Genomic DNA, 26,096 nt, shown 5'->3' on the forward strand with positions numbered 1-26,096 from the left:
ATCGCTCCTCTCAAAATTTCTGTCTGTCGGTTAGTCATATTTTATCATAAGCATACAATAAAGTCATTTCTTTTCTGCCTGCAGGAGCATACTTGTCAGCCCATAGTTTATCAACAGTGCCGGCACATTGCGAAGCATCAAATGTGTCTTCGCCCGATATACCGAACATGCACCTGTTTTCCATACTTAAACACCTGCCTTATTTCGTATTGAAAGCAGTTCAGAAACAAATTTATCGCTTTCGTTTATCCATGGACTGTGTCCTGAATATTCATACCATACAATTTCCTTGTGGGGAGCTTCCAAAATATTCAAGTAATCTTCTGCTAAAGAAGTAGGTGCATTAATATCATGTCTGCCCAGAAAAAAGTAAACCGGCACATTGATACTTGAATAATCTCTGCGTAAATCCATATCGTATAATTGTGGGTAAACATGATTAAAGGTGGTTACAATGCCACGTAAATAATTGATTTTATCAATTATACTATATTCGGACGAAAATATATCACGGAAAGTATGATAGCCCCCATTTTGAATCTCGGGATTACTGCTCATATATGATGAAAGGTAGTTTAAATATTCAGCACTTTTCCATGTAACATCTGAACCAAAATAAGGAGGACGGCCATTTTCTTTTAATTTCTTGATTTTATCTGTATCTCCTTTTTCTTCTGCAATTTCAAATGCTTTATCATAATCTAAATTCTCTGTTTCCAGAAAATCAACCATTTGTCCTGTTCCAATCACGGCATGATAATAGTTAGGTGATTCAGATGCAAGGAATACTCCAAGCGCACTTCCCCAAGATTCGCCAACCAGATATATTTTATCTTGATCGAATTGTTTACGAAGATATTCTGTTAAAGCTAATCCATCTTTAATATAAGTATCCACAGTCAGTTTTTCGTTTCCAACCGAAAATGATTTACCAGAACCGGGCTGGTCCCAAACAACTACTACAAAATGCTTTTCCAGTTCTGAAAGTTCGTGCCTGACCGCAGCCATTTGTGAACCACCCGGACCGCCCGCCAAAAAAAGAAGAACCGGATTTTCTTTATCTTGTCCACGAATACTTATCCACTCTCTTCTATTGTTTAAATCAACACTCTCTAATTTTGCAATACTATGATCCATTATCTTTCCGTTTTTATCTTTTATTTTGGGTGTACTTACGGTTATTTGACTATATAGCATAAGACCCCCCATTAATATAACTGTTACAATTAATAAAATAGCGTTTCTTTTTAAACGTCCTCGGTTTTTTATAGATGATGATTTTTTTCGTTTCCTCAATAACCAGCTAATTCCCAAAAAAATCTCAGCTACTACGAGAATAAGCATACAACCGAATAACCCTAAAAAAATAATTGTTTCCACCATTTTTTACTCCCCCTTTATTTTTTGACCACCGTTCAACATCATCATAACACAAATTTGACCGCTGTTCAAGTAGGACAGATTATGATATAATCTTTTCTAAAGGTGGTGATTCTATGGAAAAGAAAGATTTAATCTTAGATACTATGCTGGAATTACTGGCAGAAAAAAAAGGCGAAAGCTGTTCTGTCAGAGATATAGCAAAAAAAGCCGGAATCGCAAAGGGTGGAATGTATTATTATTTTAAGTCCAAAGAAGAAGTTTTTGACGCCTTAGTAGAACGGACTTATCAAGATATCATTGATGACTGTCAAAAAATTGCTTCGCAAAATGGAGAAAATGCTATTGAAAAATTAAAACATTTATATACACATTACCGAAGTTCTATTATATCAACAGATTTAGATGCCTATCTGCATAAACCACAAAATGCATATATACATCAGAAATCTTTGGCAAAAATTTTAGTCAGTCTTTCCCCAATCATTGCGCAAATAATCCAGCAAGGTAATGAGGAGGGAATATTTCATTGTACTTATCCTCTTGAGGTAAGTGAAACTATTTTATCTGCTTTTTGTTTTTTATTAGATCCCGGAATATTCAGTTGGAGACCTGAACAGATAAAACGTAAACTGGCAGTACTGTCATCTATGTTAGAATACGAATTAGGTGTTACAAAAGGATGTATCGACTTCTTTGATTCTTGATTTATAACGGAAATCACTTAGAAAAATACAATTAAAAAGGTTTGCAACTTGGTTAATAAACACCATCTTGCAAACCTTTTTATAAACTATTATACACTTTTGCTGCTATCTTTATTTATCTCAAACTTAATCCTGTCCGGTCACTGCAAGCATAACACCGCAGCGTTTCTTGTAACATGCAATCCCGTATTTCAAAATCTGTTCCATGCCTTCATCACGAAGTTCTTCCACATACCCTTTCTTTTCTATCTGTTCTAAGGCCGCCCTGCAGCCTGCCTCCAGATTGCCATCCTCCGGATATTTGACTTCCAGCACGATTCCGATACTTTCTTCCTCAATCTCCACAAGGATATCGCTGTATCCATCTCCTGATTCCTTGTTGGAAGAAACACTCCAGCTGTCTTTGAACCCCAAAAGTCCTAACAAAATACCATGATAAAAGTTTTCTTTCATCTGTTTTTTGACAAAAGTATCCCGGATGCTGATCGTTTTCCTTAAATATTCATTCAACTGTTTCTCAACACCGCCTGCATCTCCATTTTTCAAGGCTTCACAGAATTTATCCAAAGCTTTTCCATTCTTCTGAACGCTTTGTTTAAAATAATCCATTATCTGAGTTGTGAATATTTTTCGGATTTCCATATTGGGAATAGCTAACTGCAAACTGTTCCCCTCCGGCTTTCCTCTCTGTGTGAGATAACCAGTGGTGAACAGAACGCTCCATATATTCTCAACGGAATCATACATATCTTTATATGTAAGTTCCTGATGAATTTCCTTTGCAATCACCTCTCCGGCGACCAGCCTTTCAATCTCTCGTTTCGTTGTACCTTTATCCGATTCCTGAAGAAAATGTCTCACCGCATCATTGCTGCTGGTATTGGACCAGTAATTCTCCGGCCGGGCGTCCCTATCTGTGCGGAGCTTACTGCAATAACAAATCACATCCCACGGACAATATACCTCCACGCTGCCAAACCGATATCCGTCATACCATTCCTTAATAGTGCCATAGCTGGATGAGAGCTGATAATATTCCAGCAAATTTCTTACTTCTTCATCTGTAAACCCATAATACTCATCAAAATCCACATCCGCTACAGACAATACCCTCAGGTTATTAAGACCAGTAAAAATACTTTCCTTTGAGATACGCATACATCCGGACAGTACCGCAAACTGCAGGCTGCTGTTTGTCTTCAGCACCTGTTCAAAGAGATTACGAATCAGCAGAACCATCTGGTCATAAAATCCCTGTTCAAAGGCTTTTGCCAACGGCACATCATACTCATCAATCAGAAGGATCACTTTACTGTCATGGTGCTTTTGGAGAAGTTCTGACAGAGTTTTCAAAGAATAACATAAGGACGGCTCATCCATATCATCTCTCAGCAGTACAGAAAAAGCATCTTTGTCGTATTGTGTAAGTTGATTGCTTTCCAGGAGATACTGTAATCTCCTGGCTTCTCCATTTATGATCTGAGCTGCCATCCTGCAGGCTTTCTCATAGGAATCCGCATTGATACCCTTTAGTGACACAGATATCACCGGAAATTTTCCCATATACTTTTCACATAACTCTCTGTCTCTGCCTATTTCCAAATCTTCAAAAATGTTTTTATCACTTTCCGGCTCAAAAAAACATTTCAGCATACTCATGTTCAGAGACTTTCCAAATCTCCTTGGGCGAGTGAATAGGTTCACTTCCCCCCAATTATTCAAAAGTTCTTTGATAAGTCCTGTTTTATCGATATAGTAAAAATCTTCCTTGCGGAGCTTTTCAAAGTCTTCAATCCCGATTGGAAGCTTCTTTTTTCTGATATCCATCTATCGCGTACGCTCCTTATCCTACTATCAGCGCATATACACGCCAGCATCTTTCATCCGTTCGTCCTGTTTTGAACAGCATCTTTTTTATAAGTATAGCAGATATCCGTTTCAAATCATACTTAAGATTTTCGACAACAAGATCATTTCTAATCTAGAGTGTGTTTGAAAATTCATTTCGACAATCTGCACGCCCCACTTTGCGTAACCGGCAGCGTTTTCTATATTCCGTTGGAAGCATCTGCGTCTGCTCTTTAAAAGCCTGCGTAAATTTTCCCTGATTCACATATCCTACCTGCCCGGCAATATCCGCCATGCTGTCATCCGTCTGAGAAAGCAGGAGCATGGCCTGGCGGATGCGGTACTCTTTCATATAAGCAGCTATGGGTTTCTCATACACAGCTTTGAAAATCTTTTTCAGAGTGGTGGTATTGATCAGATATTTTTTTGACAATTCCTCTATGGTAAATCGCTTTGATAAGTCAGCGGTTATAAAATCATGGATTTCCCGGATCAGAACCGTTAATTCTGACTGATAGGATGTCAGCCTGTTCACATGGGACGGTTTAAGCTGCTCCAGGTAAAGTAAAAGCTCCAGCATTTTGATCCTGTAGTAGGAAGGCAGCAGCTTTTGGGGAACTTCAAAAAGGCAGGAAAAAATGCCGGAGATTTCAGGACTTGCAGGCAGGGACAGCGGTGTCTGCCCGGGACAGAGCTTCTTCAAAAGTGCCCTGCCATTCAGGCCGGCATCCTTGAGCAATTCCGGAACATGATCTTCCAGAACTTCCATATCGAACAGAACGGTAATCCCTTCATAGCCTCCCAGGGGCAGAGTGATCGTGGAGTCAGCACAGCAGTCCATTGTGTGGATTTCCAGATCACCGGCGCCTAAAAAGACAGAGGAACCGTCCCTCATATCCCATCCGATCCTTCCTCTATGGCAATAATTTACCTCCAGAACATCAGAAAACAGCTCATGGTGCATGGTGAACCTTTCAGAATGAAAATGGATGACAGACAATTCAATCCCGGGAAGGACCTCTAAACTATCTTTCATAATCTCTCCTCTTTCCCTCGTATTCTCAGGCTCAATTCTACCATATGGTTTTTATTCCGTCATCTGATTTTTATGAGAAAAAATATAATATTAATCCAATCGGAAATACTTTTTACCCAAATGGAAGGATGACACCGGAATCAGTTGACCAAACAAAGCCGCTGAAATATAGTAGGAACATAAAGTTAGAAGACGCTAACATAAGGAGAAACGAAATGACTTTAAAAGAACTGAAGATTGGAAAAACAGCCATTATACATTCTGTCGGCGGAAGCGGGGCGCTGCGCCAGCATTTTCTGGATATGGGACTGATTCAGGGGACGGAGGTAACGGTTGTCAAATACGCACCCATGGGAGACCCCATCGAATTAAAGCTCCACGGATACGAACTGACCATCCGGCTTGATGACGCGGAAAAAATCCAGGTAGAAGAAATCCACCGCACTTCTGAAAAAGAAGAGGAAAAAATAAAGATCACGGAAGCACCCCATCCCGGATACGGAGAAGGCGGAAAATACCACGCAAAAGAGCAGGAAAATCCCCTTCCGGACAGTGAAATCCTTACCTTTGCGCTTGTGGGCAACCAGAACTGCGGCAAGACCACCTTGTTTAATCAGCTGACCGGCTCCAATCAGCATGTGGGAAATTTTCCCGGTGTTACCGTAGACCGAAAAGACGGGGTGATAAAAGGCCATAAAAACACACGGATCACAGACCTCCCGGGTATCTATTCCATGTCGCCTTACAGCAGCGAAGAAATTGTGACAAGGGAATTTCTGTTGAAAGACAGACCAAAAGGAATCATCAATATCGTGGATTCCACCAATATGGAGCGCAACCTGTATCTGACCATGCAGTTGATGGAGTTAAACATGCCCATGGTCGTAGCGTTAAACATGATGGATGAACTGTTGGAGAACGGCGGTTCCGTGAAGGTCAATGATATGGAAGCATTTCTGGGTGTGCCGGTAGTGCCCATTTCCGCATCTAAGGGAGAAGGCATCGAAGAACTGGTAAAACATGCAGTCCATGTTGCCAAATATCAGGAAGCTCCTGCCAAAACAGATTTCTGCGCAGACACCGGAAGCGGCATTCACAGAGGACTCCACGCAGTGATGCATCTGATCGAAGACCACGCCAGGACCGAAAACATTCCCATACGTTTTGCAGCCAGCAAAATCATGGAAGGCGATAACCGGATTCTGGAGCAGCTTGATTTAAGCCGGAATGAAAAGGAAATGCTGGAACACATTGTGATCCAGACAGAGGAAGAGACAGGGATGGACCGCGCCTCGGCAGTGGCGGACATGCGTTTTGCCTATATTAACCGCGCCTGTGACACAGCAGTCATGAAACCAAAAGAAAGCAGGGAACGGCTGCGGAGCAAAAGAATGGACCGCATACTTACCGGAAAATACACAGGGATTCCCTCTTTTATCGGAATCATGGCTGTGGTCTTCTGGCTGACCTTCAATGTGATAGGCGCATGGCTTCAGGGTGCGCTGGAAGCGGTGATCACATGGATGACACAACTTGCAGACAGCGCCATGACGGCAGCACACGTAAATGAAGCTGTACACTCTCTTATCATTGACGGTATCTTCAGCGGTGTGGGAGGCGTGCTAAGCTTTCTTCCCATCATTGTGACTCTGTTTTTCTTTCTGTCCCTTCTGGAGGACAGCGGCTATATGGCAAGAGTTGCGTTTATTATGGATAAGCTTCTGCGTAAACTCGGCTTATCCGGCAGAAGTATCGTTCCCATGCTGATCGGATTCGGCTGTACGGTTCCCGGCGTGATGGCCAGCCGGACTCTGTCTTCAGAGAGAGACCGGAAGATGACCATTTTACTGACCCCGTTTATGAGCTGTACTGCAAAGCTCCCCATATATGCGTTTTTTACAGAGGCATTTTTCCCGGATCGGGCAGCGCTTGTAATGATCGGATTGTATGTGTTCGGGATTTTGACAGGCATACTGATGGCATTGCTTTTTAAGAGTACCATGTTCAGGGGAGAACCGGTTCCTTTTGTGATGGAGCTTCCCAATTACCGCATGCCGGGAGCAAAAAACGTGGGACAGCTGCTCTGGGAGAAAGCAAAGGATTTTCTTGAAAGGGCTTTTACCGTTATTTTTATTGCAACCATTATCATCTGGTTCCTGCAGAGCTTTGATATGAGTCTGAATATGGTCTCAGACTCCAAAGACAGTATTCTTGCTGCCATTGCCGGTGTGATCGCTCCTGTTTTTTCACCCCTTGGGTTTGGAGACTGGAGGATTTCCACAGCTCTGGTCAGTGGATTTATGGCAAAAGAAAGCGTTGTTTCTACGCTGACCGTTCTTTTTGGCAGGACAGATATGCTGCTCGGCACACTGACAACCGCAGGCGCAGCTGCTCTTCTTGTCTTCTGTCTGTTGTATACGCCGTGCGTAGCGGCGGTTGCCTCCATCAAAAGGGAACTTGGCGGAAAATGGGCCTGTGCAGTTGTTGCCGGGCAATGCGTGATCGCCTGGATTGCGGCACTGCTTGTACATATAGCGGCCGGAATGTTTTAAAAACCGGCGGTAGTCGCAAATCAGAATAAACCTTTATAAAATAGCAAAAAGCTGCCGCTCTTTTTCGGAGAGCCCGGCAGCTTTTTGCATGTCATCTCATTGTCCGCCAAACGGTGTTTGAAATGGGGAAACGGTTAGCTTCTCTTACTCAATCTGCCAGTTCAGCGCAGCGCAGGCATAGATGGATGCCGCTATGGGAAGCGCTTTATCACTGAAGCAGACTTTTGGATTATGATGCGCATAGGATATAGCAGTCTCCTCCTGCTTTGCTCCCACCATAAAATAGGAGGAGGGTACTTTTTGTGCGTAGAATGCAAAATCCTCGGAGCCCATGGTATGAACATCGGGGAAGATTTTCAGCTCCGGAGACATTTCCTTAAACGCTTTGGCAAAATGTTCATTTTGTGATTCCTCACAGTTGAGGACCGGAACATCACTGAGCACTTCAATTTCAGCCCGGACACGGTAAGTGGCCGCTACCCCGCTGACAACTTCTTCAATGCGCCGGATCATCTGTACATGCGTTTTTTCATCAAATGTCCGGAGCGTACCCTGGAGGACTGCCTGCTCAGGAATCACATTCGCTGCATTTCCGGCGATAAACTGTCCGATCGTCAGCGCCGCCTCTTCCGCAGGATCACACTCACGCGCCATCAATTCCTGCAGAGCCAGGTAAATGTGGACCCCTGCGTTGATAGGATCGATACCATTCTGCGGCATGGCTCCATGAGTTCCCTTTCCTGTCAGTATGATCTTAAATCCATAGACAGAAGCGTATTCCTGTGTTCCATATGCCACAACACCTACCGGAAACTCGGAGGCTACATGGAGACCAACCGCTGCATCCACTTTAGGATTTTCCAATACACCGTCATGTATGGCTGCCTCTGCTCCGAGAAAAGTTTCTTCCGCAGGCTGGAATAAAAGCTTGATGCATCCTTTCAGTTCCCTCTCATGCACTTTCAGCAATTTTGCTGCTCCCAGAAGGGCTGCTGTGTGCAGATCATGACCGCAGGCATGCATATTCCCATTCTCTGAGGCGTAAGGCAGTCCTGTCTCCTCCTGCATAGGCAGCCCATCCATATCTGCCCGGAGCATCAGACACTGCTCTCCCTTTCCCAGACATCCCACAACACAATTTCCTTCTACTTTCGTCTCAAAAGGAATTTGAAATTCCTCCAGCTTTTTCTGAACAAAGGCACTGGTCTTTGGAAGTACAAGACCGATTTCCGGTATCTTATGCAGCTCATGTCTCCATTTTGTCAATTCCTCCTGTATTTCCATGGCCTCCTGAAAAATTTTTGTATTCATTTGCATTCTCCTCTTTTGGGTTTTAAAAGTTTATCTGTTATGTACGACTTTATAAAGTAGTATACAATAACCCGCTTAAAAAGCAAGCGCTTTTCAGCGTTCACTTTTACCTAACTAATTTTATCCATTTTCATTGACAAACTGGATAATTTTGGTATAATATAATAATAACAGTAACAATTATCATTTATCAAAGGAGGTTTCCATGAATCATTTACCAAAGAGTGTGCGTGTCCCCATCGAGCCGGATAACCCATCCATTATGCGTGACGAATCGCTGTGCATAAAATGCGGACAGTGCAAGATCATCTGCACAGATTATATAGGTGTTCATGATACCTACGAATTAGAAGATACGAACAACCGGGCAGTCTGTATCAACTGCGGTCAGTGCGCAAATGTCTGTCCTGTCTCCAGTATCACCGAAAAATATGAATACCAGGATGTAAGAAATGCAATCGCTGATCCGGATAAAATTGTCATTTTCAACACCTCCCCCTCCGTAAGAATCGCTTTAGGGGAAGAATTTGATCTGTCCGGCGGAAGTTTTGTACAGGGAAAAATGATCGCTTTACTGCGGAAATTGGGTGGTGATTATGTATTAGACACCAATTTTGCAGCCGACCTGACAATCATGGAGGAAGCCAGTGAGTTAATTGAGCGTGTTACAAAGAAGACTGCGCCTCTCCCCCAGTTCACAAGCTGCTGCCCTTCTTGGGTAAAATACGCAGAAACCTATCATCCGGATATCCTGGCACATATCTCTTCATCCAAGAGTCCTATCGGTATGCAGGGTCCCACAGTCAAAACTTATTTTGCGAAAAAAATGGGGCTGGACCCGGCAAAAATCGTCAATGTAGCTGTCACCCCCTGTACTGCCAAGAAATTCGAGATCCGCCGCGGGGAAATGAACGCAGCCTCCAAATATCTTGATATTGAGGATATGCGCGATATGGACTATGTGATCACCACCAGGGAACTGGCAAAATGGGCGAAAGAAGAGAACATTGATTTTGCGTCCCTGAAAGACTCAGACTACGATTCCTTTATGGGGGAGGCCTCCGGCGCAGGTGTCATATTCGGAAATACAGGAGGTGTCATGGAGGCTGCTCTGCGCACTGCCCATCAGTTCATTACAGGCAATCCCGCCCCTGCTGATTTTTATAATCTAAAACCCGTCCGCGGTATGGAATCCGTAAAAGAAGCAGAAGTGACCATCGGCCCGCTCAAATTAAAAGCTGTTGTCATCTTTGGCACAAAGGCAGCCACAGAATTCATCCGAAAATGGCGCAGCAGCGGACAAACCTATCATTTTATCGAAGTCATGACCTGTCCGGGCGGCTGCATCGGCGGCGGCGGTCAGCCAAAGGGAACTTTGTTAAAGGGAGACGAACTGCGCAAAGAACGGATTGCCGGATTATATAAGCGCGATGATGAGATGAAGCTGCGCAACAGCCATGACAATGCTGAAATCCAGCAATTGTATCGAGAATTTTACGGCCAGCCGCTCAGCAGGCTGGCAGAAGAAATGTTACATACAAACTATATAGACAGAAGCAAAGATCTGGGAGGAAAAACAATGGAGAAATATCGCTGTAAAATCTGTGGTTATATACATGAAGGACCATTAACAGAAGGCTTTACCTGCCCTGTGTGCAAACAGCCGGCAACCGCATTTGAAAAAATCGAAGAAAAACAGGCTTCATCCGAAAATCCTTATGCCGGAACGAAAACAGAGAAAAACCTGATGGAAGCTTTTGCCGGTGAAAGCCAGGCACGCAACAAATACACCTATTTTGCCAATATTGCAAGTCAGGAAGGCTATGACCAGTTATCGGAAATCTTCCTTAAAACGGCCCGCAATGAACAGGAGCATGCCCGGATCTGGTATCAGGAGCTGGGGCATCTGGGACACACCGCCCAGAATCTGCTGGCAGCAGCCGAAGGAGAAAACTATGAATGGACGGACATGTATGACCGCATGGCCAAAGACGCCGAAGAAGAAGGCTTCCCGGAATTGGCAGAACGATTCCGCAGAGTAGGCGCAATCGAGAAGTCCCATGAAGAGCGTTACCGTGCCCTTCTTAAAAATGTAGAGATGCAGCAGGTATTTGAAAAAGGGGAGGAAACCATGTGGGAATGCCGTATCTGCGGACATTTGGTTATGGGGAAAAAGGCACCTGAGGTATGCCCTGTCTGCAAGTATTCACAGAGTTATTTTGAAGTAAGGAAAGAAAACTATTAATATTGGCGCCTCCCCGTACTCCCGGGGAGGCGTTTCGATTCAGCCAATACGCCAAATCAAAGGACACAAAATCACACAGACAATCGTTGTAAGCAGCAATAAAGGTACTCCTACTTTCATATAATCAGAAAAACGACATCCGGAAACCGACATTAAGTATGCATTCAGCGGTGTCGCCATCGGCGTTGCAAAAGAGCTGCCCGCTGCCACACAGACCATCATCAGGGCTGCCACAGGACTGACATTCAACTGCTGTGCAACAGAAAGACCAATGGGATAAAAAACGGCTGCCGTGGCACCGTTGGACATAAACTGCGTGATGATCACAATAAAAACGAAGAAAACGACCAAAATAAATGTCTTATTCGTCTCCTCCCCAAACAACCGCAAAAAAGTGTCGGAAATCAAAGGGGCTGCTCCGGACTTGGAAATTGCAGCGCCCAGAGTCAGAAGACTTGCAAACATAAGTGTTGTAGGCCAATTCACATAGGAAAACGCCTCTTTCTCCGTTACCGTCCTGCTGACGATCAGTACCAGACTTCCGAAAAATGCCGCCATGTGGATTGGAAGATGGATTATATTTTCCAACATCATACAGATAACCACCGATGCAAATACCATCAAAGTAAATATGCATTGTCCTTTCCTGTATACATTATCCTGCTTTTCTGTGTCGTTTATGGCAGACTCCGTTACAGACTGAGAAGGCGACAGCCTGTAGCCGATAAAATACATATAAATATAACCCGTAATGCAGAGAGGAAGACCTATCTTCCCAAAATCCCAGAATCCGACAGTACCTGCCCCCGCCTCTTCCAAAAATGTTCTTACCATTACATTCCCGGAAACACCTATAATAGTAAGCATGCCTCCAAGGATGCTCCCCACCGCTATGCTCATTGTCATTTTGGGAAGACGGTATGCTTTGCTTGATTTCGCTATACCTACTGCAAAGGTAGCCACCACTGCCGCGGTTGCCATATTGCTGAAAAATGCAGACAGCAGCATGGAAAGCAGCAGCAGGCGCATAACGATCTGTTTTTCAGACACTGCATGCCAAAGCAGGCATTTTCCGATAAATGCGGAGGCTCCTGATTTCAAAAGCGAACCACTGATGATAAACATAAAGATGACCAGAAGCGTAGAACTGTTTACCAGATTGACAAACAGTTCCGATACAGATACAATCCCGGAGAGATAAAGTGCAGCCAGAATAAGCAGGGATGTGGCAGTCATATTCATCCAGGTTGTGGAATAAAAAACCACTGCGCAAAGCAGAATGACCAACGTGATCAGAATTTCTGTATTCATAACACTTTACCTCCGGAAAATTTTACGTCCTTCTGTTTAGGGAATCAGAATACACACGATCATTTCTGTAAGCAGACATGCCAGTGCAGGAATAATGGTTCTCTTGATAATTGTCGTAATAGGTACATTACAGCCGCCGCTGACGATCATGGTCGTAGGCGCAATGGGATTGACAGCACTGGCAAGGCTTCCGCCAAAAATCAGGATACGCACCATATTGACCAGTTCGCCTTCTGATGCAGCAAAAGCCGCATACAGTGATGAAAACAAAGGAAGTGTTCCGCTGATGGAACTGCCGATACCTATCAGGATAAATGCCGCAATGGCACCGATCACTGCAATGGTAATTGTCCCTCCCCCGGCGCCCGCAAATGCTCCGGCCAGTATTTTCAAACCACCCACCTGATTCAGCGCCGCCGAAAATACATTGATACCGATAAGAATAGATACGACACTGACAAATGCTTTACCCATTCCTTCAAAAAGAGCCTTGGAATCTTCAAAAGTCCGGCGTATATTACGTTTCCGGATAATTTCAATGATCATGACCAAAAGGAACGACATAAAATTGGCAGCTACTACGGAGATTGTAATATACTGCTGTACAATAGGGCTGAAAACAATCACCAGTAATACCGGAAGTACCGGAAAAACTGCATAGAATTTAGGAATCCCAAGCTCTTTCACATCCTTTAATTCCGGAAGTTCTGAACGGCTTACCAGCACTCCTTCTTTTTTATCAAAGTATTTGTTCACAAGAATAAATACAATGGTCCCCACTACGATCATACAAATCACCGGAAGAATCTCTTTTGTCACAAAATAAACGGGAATAGAAATATTCTCCAGTCCTGCACCGTTAAAAGCAGTAAGCGCCAGCGTGTTGGAAGGCCCCCAGACAATAGCTGTTGCAACCATTAAAAGGGATGCCGATGTCTCTTTACTGATACCCACAGCTATCAAAACCGGAAAGACAGTTGCTATCAGAAGAGAAACTTCGCTCGAGCTGGAAGGAATGGCAAGCTTCACGATTACGACCAGCACAAAAGTGGCAAAAATCAATATTTCCGAATGTTTTATTTTCCGCAGCGGTCTTGCCACTACGATGCTGAACAATTCTGCTGCCTTTACATGCGTCATATAGCCCACATATCCCATGACTACCATAATTACAAGGCCTGTAGAACCAAGCGATGTGGTAATAGCATTTGCCATTACTTCAAAAACATCTACAACCGCGTTACCGGAACCGCCCTCGGCAATGGCACTCTGGCCGGTTATCAGTGTTGTCACCAGCAGAACCACAAATCCAATACCAAGAAAAGCTGTTGCAGTATAATACTTTCTTGCCACAATGATCAAGATCATGGCAATCATGACTAGTGTAACAAGAATGCGGATAGCGTCACCCATATTTACCCCTCCCTAAGTCTGTTTCAGCAGTTTTCATATTTCATACGAGATGCTTTATAAAGTTCCTCTGCATATACCCCTTGCAGATATGGCCCGAAGTACCGATTGATAATACAGATTTTATCTGGGTCAGAACAAAACTTTTGAACAAAGGCATTCGCCTTTTCACGGATGGTTTCCTCAGAATCAACCTTCGGATCGTAAAGATCCGGCATTACTCCCAGAATAATCTTATCTCCGTAATCTTCAAAAAGTCTTTGTGTATTATTTATATTGCTCATAGGCCCCCATATATCCCATCCGCCGGCAATATAATTTTCAATCTGCATTTCATTACAACCGCAGCTGTGCAGTTCGGCCACCTTTCCTTTTGCATGGATATGGTCCGTCACCTTTTTCATATAAGGAACGAGCAGTTCCCTGCCTGTATCAAAAGAAAAAAACGGCGCTCTCTGGGTTCCCCAGTCGTCATGGATTATGAATCCGTCAATATCATATGCCTCACAGCATTTGTCAATGATTCTGCAATATAAATCGGACAGCCTGTCAAAAAGCTCCTTTAAAGCATCCTGCTGCTCCTCGTCAACCAGTGCCATGGCAGCCGCTTCAAATCCCATAAAAGAAATGAGACGCTCAAAACCAAAACCATTCAGGAATGTTATATACCGGAACTGGTCATTTTTCAGGAACTCTGCATTCTCTTTTTTGCTTGCTTCCCAGTCCCAGGAATCTATATCCGGCCATTTGACGGCTGCCTTCCAATCATTGGCATCCTCAAATAAGTGGGGACATCCCGGCTTTTCCATAGAACCTTCTGCCACAGGAACATAAATCCATTCAATGCCGAACATATCTCTTCCGCCCTTTTCTTCCTCTTTGATACGTCTTCCGCCGTCATTGACATAGCCTCTGGCACGATTATCGGGAATGATATCCGGATAAAAGCTAAAAGTTTCCACACCGGTACACATCCATACCGGTTTTTTGTCTAAAGCCATTCTTTTCCAGGCCTCTCTCATGGTGATCGGATAATGAAACACCGGTACACTGGCATCTCGGAATGCCTTTGATATTTCTACTACAGTCAGCTCATCTTCATGAAAAGGAATCGCCATAATGTTACCTCCGCTCGTCGAATTTTTATAACTGCATTATATCTTCGCATGTAAGCGATGTAAATCCGCCGAATTTTTAAAATAACTTTTAAATTTCCGCAAAATGCGGAGAACATTAAAGTCAAAAAAATAAGGAACAACAGCCCCTGAACTGTTATCCCTTATAAATTAATTCAGATACCCCAGAAGACGCATAGCGATTTGAATAAAGAGTCTGGTATCCGAATCCTCCAAATCTATTCCGATCAGCTTCTGAATACGTTCCAGACGGTACATCAGCGTACTGCGGTGTATGAAAAGGTCATTTGCTGTAGGCGTCTGGTTTCCTCCGTTTTTAAAATAGCTGGCCAGAGTCTCCATATATTCCGTTCCTTTTTGCCGGTCAATCTCGACCAGGGCAAGTATAGAATCGGAACATATGGAACGAATGCTGAATTCTTCCGTAAAATGTCCGATAATGTAATCAAGTACATAGTCAGAGAAATAGAAAAAATATTCTTTGGGCTTCCGCTGCAGGCCCAGTTGAATCGCCTTTTCTGCCTGCCGGCTGTATTCTCCTACTTCCGTAAAATCATAAAAATGATTGCTGCACCCCATGGTCAGATTCATCTCTCTGCACAGGCCCTCCAATTTGACCGGAAGTTCTGTACGAGAATATTGTGACAGCGTCAGATTGCAGATGGTTAAAGCTCCGTTTTCTACGGATATGGAAAGTGCATCTTTTAATATGATATTCACAGAACTGCATATTTTCTGATGTCTTAGTATTTCTTTGCTTTCTTTTTGTATTTCTATTTTCAAGCAGATATATTCGTGTGTAAGCTCCCACCCCAGCATTTCCAGACGTTTTACCAAATACCTCTGTTCGATCGCCTCTCCTTTGATCAACTTCAATATGATTTTTTCAAAAGAGGTCACATCGTTTCGCTTAAAAAGATTGCGGTCAAATGCCATGCGCAGAAAGGTCGCAAAATGATTGACCATAAGAAAATCACCCGGCTTTAGGGAACGATTCAGCTCATGGAGCAAAAAACGACCGCAGTAATGATGGTCACTTGTCCAGATATTTGTATAAAGCATGCGATGGGTTCCGTAAGAAGGTTCCCATATATGTGCGCCGCGGGTGGAGAGCGTCTGTATGTAGGCCGGACTCTTCTGCAGCTTTTGTATTTTCTCCTGGGAGAAGAAAATATTACCGGAATTCTCATCTACCTGAATATTCCCCATACCTACGACCCAAGTAGGCATGGCAAGAACATAAAAATTATTGTCATGGATATAAAGTGGATTCTGGAAAAAATCCATGGCAGAAACACACAATTCATGGAGTCCGCCGCCGCTGTTTAATATATCCTCCAGCTTTTGGGACCAGGAGGCGTATCGAATAAAAATTTCCTGTATATAGTTAAAAACACTTTCCCAGCATACAGATTCCTCAAGTTCAATGACGGAACACAACAGAGCGTCCGGTTTTTCTTTCGATTTTCCCACAATAACCCGGCATATACCTTTTTCTGTAATCGGAAATCGGGCATATACCTCTGCTTTTGCCACATAAACCAGGTCGGAAGACAGCTCCTTCTGCCCATAGTAAATAGAAGCACCGGTCAGTCTCTGCTCATCATGCCATCTGCAGAAAAAAGAGATATTATAGTCCTCTTCCAGGTTATCAACAAGTATCTGCATGTTTAAGAGAAGCTTTGTATCATAATTATATAGCCTCATAGTTTCCCCCACTGTACAGCAGTCCTAATATCTCATATCAAACCCTTCCACAAGACGCCCGGCATATATCTTTCCTGCCTCCCTGAGTGCAGGCAGCATATAATCCTTATTGAAGCGAATCACCGGAACACGGTCGTAAGCCCGCATTCCCATATGCTTGAGTGCTTCCTCCATATTGTGAAGGCATTCCACAGCCCCAAGCCCGGTTCCTCCTGCACAGGCAGCCAGGAAGCATCTCTTTTGGCTTAAATAGCCGTTATGTGCCGTTTCACATCTTCTGAGGCGGTCCACAAATGCTTTCATGACCTCTGTTGTATCATGCCAGTAAACGGCAGTGATCCACACAATACCGTCTGCCTCTGCCAGTTTTTTATAGGTTTCCTCAAAATCATCCTTTATAATGCAGACGCCTTTAGCCCGGCAGGCGCCCCAGCCATTGCCGCAGGCGCGGCAGTGCTCCAGCTTCAGTCCATTTAAATAGATTTCCTCCACATCCGTACCGTTTTCCCGGATTCCCTCAATAAATGCATCCTTTGCCGACGCGGTCAGCCCGTCTGTATTTGCACTTGACCATACAACTGCTATGGACATATCTTATCCTCCTTATTCATTTCGCTTTCTCTACAAAGCAGTTCCCTTCTTTGGCACGAAGAATCGATCCATGGAAATGCCCTCGTGTGTCAGCAATGCTATTTTCTTATCTATTCCCCCGGCGTAACCCGTCAGGCTGCCGTTTGTGCCAACCACGCGATGGCAGGGTATGATAATAGAGATAGGGTTATGTCCCACAGCTCCGCCTACAGCCTGGGCAGACATCCGGTCCAGCCCCAGTCTTTTTGCTACCTTCCCGGCTATTTTTCCGTATGTAGTGACCTCACCGTATGGGATCTCTGTGAGAATCTCCCATACAGCTCTGCGAAATTCACTTCCGACAGGCGCCAGATTTAATTCCCTGATCTGCGGTTTTTCTCCGGCAAAGTAACGGTCCAGCCAGTCTTTGGCCTGTACGAGAACTGCCAGATCATCGCATTGTTTCATTTCTTCTTTCACAGATGCCGGATAGTATTTTTGATTTTCTATCCAAAGACCAGTCAGTGCTTCATCTTTCGCCGCTATCATGATCCGTCCCACCGGTGAGTTATATTCTGTTGTGTATATCATATTTTTGATTCCTTTCTTTACTTTCATTCTATATCCTTTTACCGTTCTGCGTCAAGAAATGAACACAGGAAAAGCTCATCTTTTCTGTATTCGGATAAGGAGCAGCAGCGAAAACAAAAATAGTATCGACAGGCTCAAAAAGCACCATAACCTGCCGCCGGATTCCGCACTTTCGCTCAGCCCAAATAAATACAGCGTATCTCCTTCGCTCAGAACATCCATTTTGCACAGTGCAAAATATCCGAGTGCCCACAAGTACCCAACAACCACATTCTGACATATCTGTGATACAAAAAGTCCGGAGATTCCCAGAAAACAGGAAAGCAGGATCACCACAGATACAAACCTCCAAAAAGGAAATTCACAATGGTTCAGCCACATCATGAAAGCGAATCCGGATACCATGGAGGAAACAAGAAAAAATGCAGACAGCAGACGGATAAAAACTGTCTTTGCATACGTCCATGGCTTAGACAAAATCAATTTCTTAATTTCCAGACTGTGTTCCCATCTCGTAACCGGAACAAACAGAATGATTCCAATAAGGGATACCGACTGTTCCAGACATTGGGCTGACTGTATGCTGTCCAGGTTTTTCACTCCTCTTATTATCGGAATGCAGAAAAGATACAGGAGTGCAAGTATCACACTACTTTTGAATGCCAGTAAAAAATCTCTTTTTAAGAATCCTGTAATATCTCTGCCCTTGATACCCATGACTGCATTTCCCCTTTCTTTTCCTCTCATAAATGACACAGGAAAGCAGTAAAAAAATAAAAGTAAAAAGGAGCATGATCCCTCTGTTCACCCACAGGATTGTAAGGTTTTGCCTTATCAGTTCAGAACCACGCAGTGTATTATGGCGTATCATCAATGTAAAATACCCTGTATCTCCCCACAATCCGGTCATACCGGTATCCATAAACCACCATACGGCCTGGACTAAAACAGCCGCCGGGGCAGATGTAAGAATCGTCAAAAATGTTCCCAGTGATAGGACAACTGCCGCTGTGGGCAGCAGCCACCAGAGAATATATTTTACAAAAGCAAGCGCATCTATTGAAATCCCGGATTCCGAAGAGTATTGCAGGAGCGGCAGCAGGGATTCAAAGCTCAATAAGAATACAGGCAGCATACACGCTGTCAGCATAGCCAGAAACCTTACCATGACAAATTTGGCAGTACCGAACTGCCTGCTGTCAATCAGCTCATTCATTTTATTTCTTCTGTCCTTCATCCAGAACACAACAGCCACAAATACAGGATACAGCCCCAGAGACCGCGTTATATAATCACAAAATAATCTTGCAAAAGCTCTGCTGACTTTATCCTCATAAATCGTCTTACGGTACTCTTCTGCTGCCTCTTCATAATTCATTTCTGCCTGCCCATAATATGTCAAAAGCATATCCATGGAGTAATTAGAACCTCTGCCGATCATATCCTCCGCTTTTTTCATAAGCTCTTTAAACCTGTCATAGGATACCTGTGGAACAAAATGTTTTGTCTTATCCTCTGCCTCTTGTATACGTTCTTCTTTTTCCCCTGCCTCTATGGTTATGGTTCCGTTTTCATCCGGGTTATCTTCTTTAAAATGAACGATATTACCGTTTACATACGGGAAATAATCATCCGGAAGATTCCAAAGACTCTCTTCGTCAAGTCCTGTTATCTCACATAATATTTTTAATATTTCATCCTGTTCCGCGTCATTTAAGACAACTTCTTTATAGTACCCAAAAGGATACACCGCATAAGAATTTTCACGGTACTCCATCAGCAGATGGTCTGTTCCGCCAAGCATAACGGTATCCGGCACCTCCTTCCTCTTCCTGCCGAATGATTCTGCATTTTTATCCGGTTTTTCCAGAATGGAGCCTCCAGTGATCTGTAACTGGTAAGAGGTATCCTTATCTTTGGAGGCGAGAATTTCCTTATCTGTCACATGATAAAAATTCTGATACCATCCGAAAACAAGCAGAAATAAAAACAGACCATACACAACACTAAAACAAATTCTCTTCAACTCTTTGAAGTACAGCATATCATTCTCCCTCCCCGCATTGTTTCAGCAGATACATGTAACTGTCTTCCACTGTCGGTTCACACAAAACATGTGTTACAGCGGGTATTGTGTCGGAAAGGAACCTGCACAGGATATCAGGACCATTCTGCTGCAGATGAATCACTTTATATTTCTTTTTAAAATCATTTATTTCCCCGGGCTTTATTTCCGTCAGATATACGTTTCCCTCTGAGAGCCTCCGCATTTCAGCAATACTTCCTTCAAACATGACTTTTCCATGGTCCAGTACCGCCGTTCGGGAGCAGGCCGCCTCAATGTCACCGGCAATGTGTGTTGACAGAAGTATGATTCTGTCCTTTGCAAGTTCGGAAAAAAGATTATAAAACCGTATGCGTTCTTCCGGGTCAAGACCTGCTGTCGGTTCATCGGCAATCAGTATTTCCGGTTCATTCAGCAGCGCCTGCGCAATGCCGAAGCGTCTTTTCATACCGCCGGAAAGGTTTTTAAACTTTTTATTTTTCTCTGATTCCAGGTTCACTTGTTTTAAAACCGTATCTATTCTCTGTCTCCGCACTGCTTTCGGTAATTCAGCTAAAATACCCAGATAATCCAGCGCAGCATAAACCTTCATGGATGGGTAAACAGAAAACTCCTGGGGCAGATACCCTACTATTTTTCTGATCTCTTTTTTATTTCGGATATCCATATCATTTATTGTCACCGCTCCTGCTGTAGGTTCTGAAATGGTGGCAAGAATGCGCATGAACGACGTTTTTCCGGCTCCGTTGCTCCCCAGCAGGCCATACATGCCTGCGGGAATCCTGAAAGAGACATCTCTTAAAACTTCCTGTCCGCCATATTTTTTGTATAAATGTTCGATTCTGATTTCCATAAAAAAACCTCCTTACGCTTTGTATAAGGAGATTTTTTCATAGAAAAGTCAATTTTTCGAAAAGTTCTATTGCTTTTTGATTTTAATTATGACACTGGCACCGTCCGGGGAATTTTTCAAATGTAAGCTGCCGCCCAGTTTCCCGCAGAGGATTTTGCATATTGACAGTCCCAGTCCAAAATGATCTGCATTTCCATTGGAAGTGTAGAACAGAGAAGCGGCATGCTCCAGTTCATCCTGTGAAAAACCGTTTCCGTTATCCTCCATGACAAACGCGATCGCATCCTCATGCTCCGTGATGGTCAGCAGAATTCTGTCTCTTGTAAACCGTAAGGCATTATTGAACAGATTTTCCAGTACTTTAAACAGCATATTCTTATCTGTGTATATCACTTCCTGTTTTGCTTTATTATCCAGCACAAAAGTGATATTTCGCTGTTCAGCCATAAGTGAAAAATCTTTTTCCAGACATGACATCAGCTCCTTCATGCAGACAGAAGATTTTTCAATCTCTATTTCTTCTATTTTTTCAATGTCATGGATACAGCTTACATATCTTTCAAGGCGTTCTGTTGACTGCATCATGTTATGAAGCGTCATTTCTAATACTTCTTCGGTCAGCTGCTCTCTAAGCATGGTTTTAGAGAGATAATCCAGATATCCCTTGATCACCGTAATCGGTGTTCTCAGATCATGGGATACGGAAGCTGTCAGAGCCTTTCTGTCCTGCATCGCCTCCCACATCCTCTGATTATTTTTGTACAGCTCTTTTCTCATACTTTCAAAGGTACTGCACAGCATACCCAGTTCATCTTCCGCATGGTAATGCAATTCAAAATCCAGGTTTTGGTCAGCTATATGACTGATCCCCCGCTTCAGGGTTTCTATGGGAACGCGCAGCTTTACCTGATAATAAAAAACGGCAACTGCCAGGGAACCGATGGCCACATACAACACCGGCAGTGCTGCCATGAGAAACGTTATTACATTATATTTCAATTGATTTTCCGCTGTCAGTTTTCCATATACATACTGATCCGGTTTTACGATATATTGCAGTGAATCACCTTCTTCCTTTTCGCCGGCTTCATACTGTATATCCGAATTTCTGATGGTGATGGGCCTGGTATTTAAAATTTTCTGATTCAAATTCAGCAGTAAAAAGATGGTCACAACAGATAAAGCCGCTATCAGAATAATACTGACGGCTGATATAGATAAAAGTGCTTTTTTTAATGACATTTTTTGTATCATTCCGTTTAATTTTTCCATCGGTACCCCACTCCCCAAACGGTATCAATATAAGTTTTATCGGTATATTCGGCAAACTTTATCCTGATCTTCCTGATATGTTCTTTGATAACACTGCAGTCACCCTCCGCGTTAAATCCCCATATATGTTCATAGATCCGTTCTTTATCAAATACCTGTCCCGCATTCCTGGATAGCAGCTTAATGATCTCAAATTCCTTATTTGACAGTTCTACAGGACTTCCCTTGATATAAATCTTTCTTTTACCGTAATCGATCATCATTTCTTCTGAGAACCTGCCCTGTGTTTTTGTGTGATATCTCTCCTCCCGCCGTAAGTGTGCTGTCATTCTTGCCAGCAGCTCATCCATGGAAAAAGGTTTTGTGATATAGTCATCACCGCCCGCAAGCAGACCGTTTACCTTATCCTGTTCGGTTATTCTCGCTGTTAGAAACAGAATGGGGCAGACAACAAATCCTCTGATCTTTGCACATAGATCCAGCCCATTCATACCGGCCATATTAATATCCAGAAGAATCATATCCGGCTCACAGGAAAGCTTTTCCAGTCCCTGATCTGCATTTGCCGCTGTATAGACTTTATATCCCTCTGACTGAAGCTGCAGCGCCAGCATATCTAAGATTGACTGCTCATCATCAATCAGTAATATTTTGTATGTTCTGCTCATATTTATCACATTCCTTTTCTTATAAATGATAACCTGACTTATAACACAGAAAAGTCAATTTTCAGTCAAAATGAAAAAGTTCCGTACTTGTTTTGCCATTACCTGTTGTGATACAATTGCTGTATAAAATTAAAGGGACAGGGATTCTGCATATGGAACTGTATACAGCAAACGAAACGGAATGGGAAAAAGTGAGGGATTTTTATTGGCAGCTGATTGATTCGATGGACTCTGCCTTATATAAACCGGGATGGAAAAAGGGGATTTATCCATCGGATGAACTTCTGATGCGCTCGATCCGCGGGAAAGAATTGTATGTACTTCTCTCCGGCAGCACTTATGCGGCTGCAATGATCTTAAATCATAAAAGTACAGAGGGATATGAAAAAATACAGTGGAGTATTTCCGCCAATCCCCGGGAAGTAACCGTAGTGCACGCACTGGGTGTACTTCCCGCTTTTCAGGGACAGGGCATCGCGAAATTCATGGTACGGGAAGCCATTCGGACTGCCGGGGAAAACGGCCAAAAAGCAGTCCGCTTAGACGTGCTCGGCACCAATATCCCTGCGCAGAAACTTTACAGCAGCATGGGATTTCAATATAGGGATACCATTCAGTTGTTTTATGAAGACACCGGATTGACGGACTACATGCTCTACGAATATCTGTTATAGGAAACTTTCGTATATCGGTTATTTTTATTCCAGCCTGCTCTTCACCTTCCGCTTTCTCCCGGTTACCAGCCTTTGCAGTTCCCGGTCAGCCCGGTTTGCATAGGCATGGGCCCTGGCCTGTATTAAAATCTTCCGCCCTTCCGGGTTTCTGGTATAAATAAGCTTATAACTTCCCATTGTCTTTTTCATACACTCTGAAAACAAAAGGGCATCTTCCCTTGACTTTGCAAAGATTTCCGGCACACAGAAATATTTCATCATTCCCACACCCGCGTGCCTTCTGTACAGCAGATAGCGCTGGTTATCCACTACACCAAAAAACTCTTCCACACAGTTTGAAAAAATATCTTTTTCCCGTACGCTTCCGCCCTTTAGATATACTTCATAAAACGCGCCGTTTAAGTCACTGGCTTCCACCCGCGCCGCTGATAAAATCAGCCCTTTATACTCCAGGGACTTAAGCACCCCATTTCCAATGAGCTGTAAATATCGAAGCGGCGTCAGATATTTTATCCCTTTCCACACCAGAAAAATCATGCCTATTGAGAGAAACAGCATAGCAGCAAGATACAGGAGCAGGGAAAAAACATCTTTTTTGCCGGCACTTTCTCCCCATATATGGATGCCCTGGATAATAACCATAGAAGCTACATCCAGAAAAACCAGCCCCATAATATTGAAAAATACAGCTTTTGTCTTTAACCTTCCCTGTTCCACTTCCACTTCATCCATGACCTCCATACCGTCATACATCAAGATGGCATCGTTCCATTTCTGCCGCAGCCCCTCACGGTTCCCGGCCAGTTCCTCCATTTTTTGATTGATCACCAAAACTCGTTTCCTGTCAAAAGGACCTTGGATAATATCCAGACGCTCCATACCGTCCTCAATACTGGTCCCATCATAGCTGACCCCGATAAATCCCTTCATACGCCGTTTTAGTGTGGCAAAGTCCTCCGACAGCATTTCTTCATCGCATCCCAGCCTGCGCATTGCACGCACTTCTTTCTGGTTTTCAATGCAGACCAGATGCCAGATATTGCTTGTCTTTTCCGGATTGCCCTGCATCACACGAATCGCTCTTCCGCGCATTTGGTTGCTTAAAATATAGGAACCCACAAAACTGGCCAGAATCAGGGAATTGATTCCCGGGGAATCCCATCCTTCTCCCAGCAGTGACTTTGTGCCAATTAAAACCTGCACATATCCTGCTTCAAAAACCTGTGTGATCCATTTTGTCGTATCAGAGGTTCTGCCGCTGATATCTATCTGGGCATATCCCGTCGGATTGCCTTCCCGGTCTGCGAACTCCCTGGCAGACATACTGCAGTTTTCGGTGCTTCCCCGCAAAAGGGCCTCCAGGCAGGGAAGCGCTGTGACCGGAAGAATGATCATGCTGCCGCACAAAACCCCCAGTCTGCAGTCCGGTGCCACTTCCCTGCGCAGCATCTCAAAAATGGGAACTACGCCGATACTTTTGACCTCCGCATCCGGGTTTCCAATGATTGTTTTAAATTCCTTCCGTATGTAATCGGTAAGTATCAGCATCCGCAGCTCTGATTTCATGGACCTGAATTCTGTTTTCACAACTGCCTTGATACTTTCCAGCTTTCCCAGACTGTTTGTGAGTAATTTCTGTATCCCACTGTTGAATACAAGACCGACTCTCTGCCGTACAAGGAACTGCTGCTTCTTCAGCTGTTTCGTAAGTGTTTCCCGGTAATACGCATCGCATACAAAACTGTCTTTGTCATCAAACAGCAGCTTCTGCAGTAATATTTCCATCCAGTGCACATCCATTTCCGGAAAATTCCTGACGCCTAAAAGCTTTTTCCATCTTGTATCAAAAGGAATCCGGGCTGCGGTGTAAAAAATCAGCATTGCGGATACATACGGCGGTTCCTCCAGCATCGTTTCCGCATATGTATCATAATCCAGCATTTTCTGATGGGAAGCCATGATATTTAAAAATTCACGGTCTGCCATCAGGCTCTGAAGCAATGATTCCGCCTGGTTTCTGAAGTCCCTGACTTTTTCTTCCTCCTCACCGGTAGGAAAATTAAAATAGACATAATCCTGATGCGGGCATAGGCTCCCTTCCCGAACCAGTTCCGGAACAATGATCTCCTCATCGATCGGTCCGCAGAGCTGTATATACCGTTCCCACTGGGACGGTGTGGAATCATAGGGCGGTGTTGCAGTCAGAGATATGACCTTCACCCCGGCGTTTTCCATCTCATGCATAAAATGTTCCAGCGCAGCCCACCATTCGCTGCGCAGATGATGGCACTCATCCAGGCAAATCACCCGTATCCCGGCTGTCCTGACTGCCTCCAGCAGATCAAATCCGGAAAAATCCACAGACTGGCTGCCCCCCGCCGTATCTTCCTCCTGCAGCTCACCCTTATAACGGTTCATTCCGCTGTACAGGGTCTGATATGTTATGGAGGTCACCAATCCCGGAGACTTCAGATCATTTGACAGAATATTTCCGTGTTCCGCATCTTCTGTCAAAAACGCCTCCCGAATACGTTCCAGCCATTGTTCCCGGATAACAAGCCTGGGCGACAGGATAAGCGCCGGACACCCCAGTCTCCTTATAAGCTCAATACCAAGGGTTGTCTTCCCTGACCCCGGAGCCGCCACAATATGTATTTTTCCATCCTGAAGATATGTATCCGCATGTTTTAATACCCGTTCCTGGTAGGATCTCCAGGAACCTTTGAATTTGAAAATATTGTCATAAACATTCATATAATA

Annotated in this window: 21 protein-coding genes; 4 read left to right on the forward strand and 17 right to left on the reverse strand. The window is 43.8% G+C overall.

What is annotated here, in order from left to right:
• Nucleotides 1-186: 186 nt before the first annotated feature.
• Entirely contained in the window at nt 187-1,383 is a 1,197-nt protein-coding gene (locus tag MUB35_RS19410) for an alpha/beta fold hydrolase (RefSeq protein WP_244806648.1), read from the reverse strand.
• Between the two features lie 113 nt (nt 1,384-1,496).
• On the opposite strand from MUB35_RS19410, the gene MUB35_RS19415 reads away from it, so the two are divergent.
• A complete protein-coding gene (locus tag MUB35_RS19415; RefSeq protein ID WP_033139548.1) occupies nt 1,497-2,087 on the forward strand; it encodes a TetR/AcrR family transcriptional regulator in 591 nt (196 codons plus the stop codon).
• A 126-nt stretch (nt 2,088-2,213) separates the two neighbouring features.
• Here the strand turns inward: MUB35_RS19415 and MUB35_RS19420 are convergent, their stop codons facing one another.
• The 3 genes from MUB35_RS19420 to MUB35_RS19425 form a co-directional block, all read right to left on the reverse strand.
• Nucleotides 2,214-3,914, reverse strand: coding sequence for an AAA family ATPase (locus MUB35_RS19420; protein WP_244806649.1), 1,701 nt, complete (start codon nt 3,912-3,914; stop codon nt 2,214-2,216).
• 111 nt (nt 3,915-4,025) lie between these two features.
• Nucleotides 4,026-4,106 carry a hypothetical protein gene (locus MUB35_RS31050; RefSeq protein ID WP_442863164.1) on the reverse strand — a complete coding sequence of 27 codons (81 nt, stop codon included), beginning with the start codon at nt 4,104-4,106 and terminating at the stop codon, nt 4,026-4,028.
• Nucleotides 4,069-4,971 carry a helix-turn-helix domain-containing protein gene (locus tag MUB35_RS19425; protein WP_052098932.1) on the reverse strand — a complete coding sequence of 301 codons (903 nt, stop codon included), beginning with the start codon at nt 4,969-4,971 and terminating at the stop codon, nt 4,069-4,071. Before MUB35_RS19425 ends, MUB35_RS31050 begins: the two co-directional genes overlap by 38 nt.
• Before the next feature lie 215 nt (nt 4,972-5,186).
• Here MUB35_RS19425 and feoB point away from each other — a divergent pair, with 215 nt between their 5' ends.
• Nucleotides 5,187-7,523, forward strand: coding sequence for a ferrous iron transport protein B (feoB, locus tag MUB35_RS19430; RefSeq protein ID WP_244806650.1), 2,337 nt, complete (start codon nt 5,187-5,189; stop codon nt 7,521-7,523).
• A gap of 144 nt (nt 7,524-7,667) precedes the next feature.
• Here the strand turns inward: feoB and MUB35_RS19435 are convergent, their stop codons facing one another.
• Nucleotides 7,668-8,834, reverse strand: a complete 1,167-nt coding sequence (locus MUB35_RS19435; RefSeq protein ID WP_033139545.1) for a M20 metallopeptidase family protein — start codon at nt 8,832-8,834, stop codon at nt 7,668-7,670.
• 205 nt (nt 8,835-9,039) lie between these two features.
• On the opposite strand from MUB35_RS19435, the gene rbr reads away from it, so the two are divergent.
• The gene (gene rbr / locus MUB35_RS19440; protein ID WP_033139544.1) at nt 9,040-11,079 is read left to right on the forward strand and encodes a rubrerythrin; all 2,040 of its coding nucleotides are present in this window, start codon (nt 9,040-9,042) and stop codon (nt 11,077-11,079) included.
• 39 nt (nt 11,080-11,118) lie between these two features.
• On the opposite strand, the gene MUB35_RS19445 is transcribed toward rbr, so the two are convergent.
• From MUB35_RS19445 to MUB35_RS19495, 11 genes are all read right to left on the reverse strand, one after another.
• A complete protein-coding gene (locus MUB35_RS19445; protein WP_033139543.1) occupies nt 11,119-12,390 on the reverse strand; it encodes an SLC13 family permease in 1,272 nt (423 codons plus the stop codon).
• 36 nt (nt 12,391-12,426) lie between these two features.
• Nucleotides 12,427-13,803: a C4-dicarboxylate transporter DcuC gene (gene dcuC, locus MUB35_RS19450; RefSeq protein WP_033139542.1), complete on the reverse strand. Its 1,377-nt coding sequence runs from the start codon at nt 13,801-13,803 to the stop codon at nt 12,427-12,429.
• A 23-nt stretch (nt 13,804-13,826) separates the two neighbouring features.
• Nucleotides 13,827-14,918, reverse strand: coding sequence for a uroporphyrinogen decarboxylase family protein (locus MUB35_RS19455; RefSeq protein ID WP_033139541.1), 1,092 nt, complete (start codon nt 14,916-14,918; stop codon nt 13,827-13,829).
• 168 nt (nt 14,919-15,086) lie between these two features.
• Nucleotides 15,087-16,643: a PucR family transcriptional regulator gene (locus MUB35_RS19460; protein WP_033139540.1), complete on the reverse strand. Its 1,557-nt coding sequence runs from the start codon at nt 16,641-16,643 to the stop codon at nt 15,087-15,089.
• A gap of 24 nt (nt 16,644-16,667) precedes the next feature.
• Entirely contained in the window at nt 16,668-17,234 is a 567-nt protein-coding gene (locus MUB35_RS19465; protein WP_033139539.1) for a flavodoxin family protein, read from the reverse strand.
• Between the two features lie 30 nt (nt 17,235-17,264).
• Nucleotides 17,265-17,804: a methylated-DNA--[protein]-cysteine S-methyltransferase gene (locus MUB35_RS19470; RefSeq protein ID WP_244806681.1), complete on the reverse strand. Its 540-nt coding sequence runs from the start codon at nt 17,802-17,804 to the stop codon at nt 17,265-17,267.
• A 75-nt stretch (nt 17,805-17,879) separates the two neighbouring features.
• Nucleotides 17,880-18,521, reverse strand: coding sequence for a hypothetical protein (locus tag MUB35_RS19475; RefSeq protein WP_244806682.1), 642 nt, complete (start codon nt 18,519-18,521; stop codon nt 17,880-17,882).
• The gene (locus tag MUB35_RS19480; RefSeq protein WP_244806651.1) at nt 18,454-19,848 is read right to left on the reverse strand and encodes an ABC transporter permease; all 1,395 of its coding nucleotides are present in this window, start codon (nt 19,846-19,848) and stop codon (nt 18,454-18,456) included. The genes MUB35_RS19475 and MUB35_RS19480 overlap by 68 nt, the downstream gene beginning before the upstream one ends.
• 1 nt (nt 19,849) lies before the next feature.
• Nucleotides 19,850-20,722 carry an ABC transporter ATP-binding protein gene (locus tag MUB35_RS19485; protein WP_118594163.1) on the reverse strand — a complete coding sequence of 291 codons (873 nt, stop codon included), beginning with the start codon at nt 20,720-20,722 and terminating at the stop codon, nt 19,850-19,852.
• Between the two features lie 66 nt (nt 20,723-20,788).
• Nucleotides 20,789-21,994, reverse strand: a complete 1,206-nt coding sequence (locus tag MUB35_RS19490) for a HAMP domain-containing sensor histidine kinase (protein WP_244806652.1) — start codon at nt 21,992-21,994, stop codon at nt 20,789-20,791.
• Entirely contained in the window at nt 21,982-22,662 is a 681-nt protein-coding gene (locus tag MUB35_RS19495) for a response regulator transcription factor (RefSeq protein ID WP_033139535.1), read from the reverse strand. Before MUB35_RS19495 ends, MUB35_RS19490 begins: the two co-directional genes overlap by 13 nt.
• Nucleotides 22,663-22,814: 152 nt before the next feature.
• Here MUB35_RS19495 and MUB35_RS19500 point away from each other — a divergent pair, with 152 nt between their 5' ends.
• Nucleotides 22,815-23,336 carry a GNAT family N-acetyltransferase gene (locus MUB35_RS19500; protein ID WP_033139534.1) on the forward strand — a complete coding sequence of 174 codons (522 nt, stop codon included), beginning with the start codon at nt 22,815-22,817 and terminating at the stop codon, nt 23,334-23,336.
• A gap of 24 nt (nt 23,337-23,360) precedes the next feature.
• Here MUB35_RS19500 and MUB35_RS19505 read toward each other — a convergent pair whose 3' ends face one another.
• Complete coding sequence (locus tag MUB35_RS19505) at nt 23,361-26,090, reverse strand: DEAD/DEAH box helicase family protein (RefSeq protein WP_244806653.1); 2,730 nt, start codon at nt 26,088-26,090, stop codon at nt 23,361-23,363.
• Between the last annotated feature and the right edge of the window lie 6 nt (nt 26,091-26,096).

This window comes from Blautia sp. NSJ-175, assembly GCF_022867815.1.
GTDB classification, from domain to species: domain Bacteria; phylum Bacillota; class Clostridia; order Lachnospirales; family Lachnospiraceae; genus Blautia; species Blautia celeris.